Genomic DNA, 5,787 nt, shown 5'->3' on the forward strand with positions numbered 1-5,787 from the left:
ATATAATTACAGTCGGAAAATATGATGTTTTAGATGAAAATCATCCTAAGATTTGGGCGTATACACGTACTGTAAAGAACGAAGTACTACTTGTTATAAATAACTTCTATGGAGAAGAAATAATGTACTCTGTACCAGTGAATGTTCAATTGGATGGAATGAAGCAAGAAGTATTATTATCAAATTATAAAGATCCAAGCAGAGATATTACAAATCTTAACTTAAGACCTTATGAATCAATTGTATATCGATATACAAAATAAAAAAGTTGTATGCCCGCGGGGCGTACAACTTTTTATTTTAAGACACCGCTATATAAAATATTTACTTCTACTTCTGGTTTGAACTTCACTTTTGCATAATCTTCATTCCAATTTTTTTTCTTCCATAAATCAGGGTGATAAGCGATAAGGTGTCTCCCGATACCGAAAGCATCACAATTTGCTTTTTGTAACTTTTTCGTTATCTTTTGAGCTTCTTTCGTAAGCTGTTTAGACAGTTCTGTATTTAGTTTTTTTCTTTCATCCATCTTGTAAAGATTATCTCTTGGAGCTTCAAGGGCGATTACTTGCAGTTTCAGTTTTAGATGGGCGTAAACATTTCCTTTTTTGTCAGTTGTTATGTTTAATTCTCTTTTTAGTTTCCGATTGCTCACTTCCATTGTTAAATAATCAGATGTCTTCTCTGATTCATCGCTAGTAAGTTTTTGGGTTATACGGGCACTTGTTCCCATTTTTCCGGTTAATAACACGAATAGAACAGATTGTTTCAAAGGTAAATGCCCAGTTAATTTATCGTTGTTAAATAAAGCTAACCCGTTTGTAATTACTTCTTTTCCTTTTATTTTTATAGAAGGGAGGGTAAAGTCTTTACCGGGATCTAACATTTTTGTAGCGGCTGTTTCTAAAGTTTCTTTTGGAAATACACTCATATCTTCTAAGCTTTTCACTTTTTTCTTTAGAAAATCTCCAATTAGTAAATTTCCTACTTTCTTTTTTTCGAGTATCTCGGATGTTTCACCATCTACTGCAATAAGTTTTACTAAAGCAGTTGGGTTTGTTGGATCCCGAAAGCTAACATCTAAATAGGGTAGTATACCTTTTTTTAGAATTTTGGTTCCTAGTAATTGAACACCATATTTGAAATGGCGAATATTCCCAGTCGCATTTTTTTTTAGGGCATCGCTTGTATCCCTTATGTTATGCCCGGTTGATGAATGTATTTCATTCTCGAATGAAGATTGCTCTCCGCTTGAACTTTTTACGAGCTCGACTGTTTGCTGGAGTTTATTCTCTTCCGTAATATCAGATCCAATGCTATAAGCTAATCTGGCTTCTCTTAATGGTTCTTGATCCCAACAGCCAGAAAGGAATGAACTAGCACATAATATAAAAAGTAGTTTAACTCTTTTTTTGAACATACTGTTCTCCTTTCTTATTTCGTATTACTGAATAAAGTAGAAATAAAAGAGGGAGAACAACGATGAAAATATAGGTGAATTTATCAGTGAAATTTGCAATTACTTTTAATTCTTCAGGTGTATCTATAAATAAGGCTACACTAAAAGCAATAATACCAACGATTGGAACGGCCTTTTTATGATTAGCAAGGTTGAATATATGCCCAATTCCTATTGAGGCAGCACAGTAATAACTAGCAATAGAAGCGACAACTGTTATCATCCATATTGGTATGAATAGTAAATCAGTTCGGTCTATAATCCCGATATGCAAGGAGCGTAATAAGTAAGCAACTGGCTCTGGAATAAGTTCAACTTGTTTTGGACTGAATACGATAAAGCAAATCCAAACAGTAAAAGTATAAAAAAGCGTTACAAATCCATTAGCGATAGAAATGGCCTTCAGTTTTGCCACAGAACTGCCATTTACTTTTGGAAAAGCGATAAGAATAATTTCAAAACCATACATGGCTGTAATTGTTTCCTTGGATGCTTGAATTATATTCCACCATCCGGCTTCTGTAATGGGGAAAATATAAGAAAAATCAGCTTGGGAAAGCCCTAGGGCAATTAAAAGCGCCATAGGTAAAATGAGAATAGAGGCCATGACATAAAATCGTACAATCACTTTAAATGTATTATAGGCTACCTAGCAACAAGCTATTGTAAATAGTATGAGAATTGCAGACCAAGGGGTGGCTTGTAAGACCCATACTTTAATGACGTTACATGCATTTAACATGACGGTCATACCGATAAGAGTAAAATAAAAAACATAAAAAAAGCCTAATAACTTTCCAAGTTTATTACCAAATAGCATACAAACACTTTCATACATATCTGCATCAGGAAAGCGTTTTAAGAAAAGCCACATAAGTATAATAATAAGTTGAATTGCAAAGCCAGCGATGAGAGCAGAAATCCATCCACCACCTTTCGCTATTGGGTGAAGACGGTTTGGTAGAGAAAGTATACCAACCCCGATTTGGCATTGAATAACGAAAAAGGTAAATTGAACAAGTGAAATTTTACTTTGCGTGTTTGTCACCGTTCTCATCCTCTCTCGTTACATGTTGTCGTTGCATTTTTTTCGGCTTTGGATCATGAGGTCGTTCCCAAAACGACCAAATTGGAAGTCTTACAAAAGAATCTTTCATATCTTTTATTCGCATCGGTGCAATAGGAGAAAGATATGGTGTATGAAATGAATGTAGCTGGCATAAATGAACGAAAGTTATAATTAGACCAAATGATATTCCTACGTACCCGAATATAGCAGCAAGAATCATTAATGGAAAACGAAGAATTCGAACTGCTGAACTCATATCGTTTGATGGAACGAGAAAAGATGAGATTGCAGTTAAAGCTACAACGATAATCATTGTGTAAGAAACGAGTCCGGCTTTTACAATTGCATCACCAATTACTAAACCACCTACAATACCGATTGTTTGTCCAACGCGGCTCGGCAGACGAATACCAGCTTCCCGTAATAATTCGAAGATCAATTCCATTAAGAGTGCCTCAAAAATCGGAGGAAGCGGTACTTTCTCTAATGAAGCTTTAATTGTATAAACGAGTTCGAGTGGCAACACATCAGGATGAAAGGCCACGGTTGCGATATATATAGCTGGTAAGAGAAAAGCGATTAAGAAACTTACTAAGCGGATCATTCGTACGAAGGAACCGACAATCCAGCGGTTATTATAATCATCTGGTGATTGATAAAAAGCAAATAATGTAACGGGAACGATAAGTGCTGTCGGATCTCCATCTGATAAAATGGCAACGCGCCCTTCCATTAAATTAGCCGCAGTTCGGTCGGGACGCTCTGTATTTAATTGTTGTGGAAATGGTGAGAAAGACGTGTCTTCTATAAATTCTTGTATGTATCCTGGTGGTATTAGTGCATCGGTCTTAATCGTTTCTAATCTTCTTTTTACTTCTGTGACGAGATCATCATTAGCTATATTTTGCATATAAACAATTGCTACTTTCGTGTGCATCTCTTCACCAAGGATAAAATATTTAACGACTAAATTTGGACTCTTAATTAGTTTCCGTACGGAGGCTAAATTAGTAGCTAAATCTTCTACAAAACCAGAATGTGGTCCGCGTACAACACCTTCATTGTCAGGCTCTTTTATATCCCTTTTTAAAGATAAAGCTGTTTCGAAAATACAAAAACTTTCAACATCTTCATGAAAATATAAAGATTTACCTTGTAATAAAAGTTGAATTCCATAATTTAAATTCGTTTCTTTTTTCATATTCAAAGTAGAAAAAGCTTTATCTAAAGACAACTCTGATCGAGTTATAAAGGCTCAAGAGCTAATTGATGAATTAAATTTGGGTCTGCTAAAGATTCGATATATAAGATTGTTCCTTTTCCATTTTGGAAAGGGACATCTAATTTTTTTATATCATCTGAATGACAGAGCTTATTTTCAATGTAATTAATATTTTCTGGAAGTGATGGAAACATATGCTTTTTTTATTTTTTTGTTGATTATTGCTTTGCTCTGTCATAATGTCCACCTTTTTTAGAATGAAATAGTCGCTGTTAATTTTTGCTTTTTATGAAAAAATTATGCTTATTTCATTAAAAAAAGTATCTTGAAAGTTGCGTTACATCATCTTTTATAATAAAGAAAATGAGAAGTAGGGGATGGAAAGAAAGCGTATATTAGATTAGCGATATTAATATATATCTTTTGTACTATAGAGGATAAGCTTAGCAGTATGCATAATTACATCGTTTGATGAATAGGAAACTTATGAGAATCGATTTATACTAATATTGTGTCTTGCCTTTTTAGGTGTAGTACACAGCCGGTGATTGGCTAGTGGAGGTTTTTCCATTTTGCCAGTGCCGGTTTTTTGTTGGATAATAGAGAAAATGAAGTTTTATAAAGAAAGAAGGGGTTGTTTTGAAGGATGTAAATTCTATCTTTATGAGAGAAAAGATTGCTAGTTCTTATCTTTATTTTATTTCTTTTCTTGGATTGATTACTATAACCATATCTTTACTTGATATTAAAATCCCTTCTTATCCAACGATATTAATATTGTTATTAATATTTATGGGGATTGCAGAGTATTTTCCTGTACGATTTTGGAGAGGAACTAGCTCGCTTACCTTTCCGATAATTTACGCTATGAGTTGGCAGTTTGGAATCCATATGACTATTATTGCTATTGTACTCGTAACGCTAATTATTCACCTGCATCGTCGTTCACCGATACAAAGAATGTTATTTAATAGTACTCAGCATGCGCTTAGTTTGATCTTGGCCGAATGGTTTTCAAATAAATGTATGTCTTTATTAATTAACAAGATAGATATGTCAGTTCTATATGAAAATTTAATATCTTTGTTGTTATTTTGCGTGTTTTTTGGTTTCTTCAACAACCGCTTTTACGATTTGTTAATGATAATTCTTCCGCAGCCATATTCAATCTATCAGTGGTATAAAAAAACTGTAACGGTATTTCTTTGCGAAACTTTTGGTTTCTCTTATGCGGCCCTGATGCATGTATTAATTAGTACATATAGTGTGGAAATAAACGAGATTACAGTACTGTTTTTCTTTTTTCCACTTGTAGCAATTTCAGTTATTAGTTCTTTTTCTGTACGGATAAGGATGGAGAAGGAACGATTATATGAGCTGTTTCTTATTACGACAGAAATTAGTCGTGGACTAACCGGAGGAAACTTGAAACATATTAAACAAGCACTTAAAGGCTTTTTTGGCATACAAGCATATGTAATATGGACAAAAGATGATGGGAACTGGAATCTTCTATTAAAAGATGGGAAAGTTCGCCTTGGATATTTCTGATCATTCAGAAATATCCAAGGCGTTTGAGGGAATCTCTAAAAATCTTCTGTTTCATGATTGGAAAACTGGTACGGCTCCTGGAGATGAAATATTTGATAGCGTCATACGCTCGCTTGTATATTTTCCTCTTATTGTAAATGATGAACTAGTCGGAATGTTTGTTGCAGGGAAAAGTAGAACTGCGGGTTTTTTTCCGGAAGATGTACAGTCGTTAGCTACGTTTTCTAACCAATTAGCTAACGTAGTTAAAACAAGAATATTGATTTCTGAACAGGAAAAAAGAATGATTTTAGAAGAAAGAAATAGAATCGCACGCGAAATTCACGATGGTATTGCACAAACATTGGCCGGGGTGATATACCAACTAGAATCCGCGCAGAAAAAATACCGTGATAAACCAATAGATATGCAGCAAATAGTAGAGAAAAGTATAAGAACCTGTCTAGAATCTTTTTAATAAAATCGCCACGCCTGCCAATAAGCAAC

Annotated in this window: 2 protein-coding genes and 3 pseudogenes; 2 read left to right on the top strand and 3 right to left on the bottom strand. The window is 34.3% G+C overall.

All coding sequences use genetic code 11. The annotated features are described in order from the left end of the window. The coding region (locus tag AB3X49_RS16550) for an alpha-glucosidase C-terminal domain-containing protein (protein WP_367963430.1) at positions 1-263 on the top strand (263 nt) is incomplete at its 5' end. Between the two features lie 32 nt (positions 264-295). On the opposite strand, the gene gerKC is transcribed toward AB3X49_RS16550, so the two are convergent. The 3 genes and pseudogenes from gerKC to gerKA all read right to left on the bottom strand — a co-directional run bounded on the left by gerKC (position 296) and on the right by gerKA (position 3,988). Next, positions 296-1,420, bottom strand: a complete 1,125-nt coding sequence (gene gerKC / locus AB3X49_RS16555) for a spore germination protein GerKC (protein ID WP_367963432.1) — start codon at positions 1,418-1,420, stop codon at positions 296-298. Next, positions 1,401-2,507: pseudogene (locus AB3X49_RS16560) on the bottom strand (GerAB/ArcD/ProY family transporter). The gene gerKC and the pseudogene AB3X49_RS16560 overlap by 20 nt, the downstream one beginning before the upstream one ends. Next, positions 2,488-3,988, bottom strand: a pseudogene (gene gerKA / locus AB3X49_RS16565) (spore germination protein GerKA). Before gerKA ends, AB3X49_RS16560 begins: the two co-directional pseudogenes overlap by 20 nt. 401 nt (positions 3,989-4,389) lie before the next feature. Here gerKA and AB3X49_RS16570 point away from each other — a divergent pair. After that, a pseudogene (locus AB3X49_RS16570) lies at positions 4,390-5,752 on the top strand (histidine kinase); the annotation flags it as partial. Positions 5,753-5,787 lie beyond the last annotated feature (35 nt).

It is taken from the genome of Bacillus sp. C30, from assembly GCF_040838255.1.
Classification (GTDB): domain Bacteria; phylum Bacillota; class Bacilli; order Bacillales; family Bacillaceae_G; genus Bacillus_A; species Bacillus_A mycoides.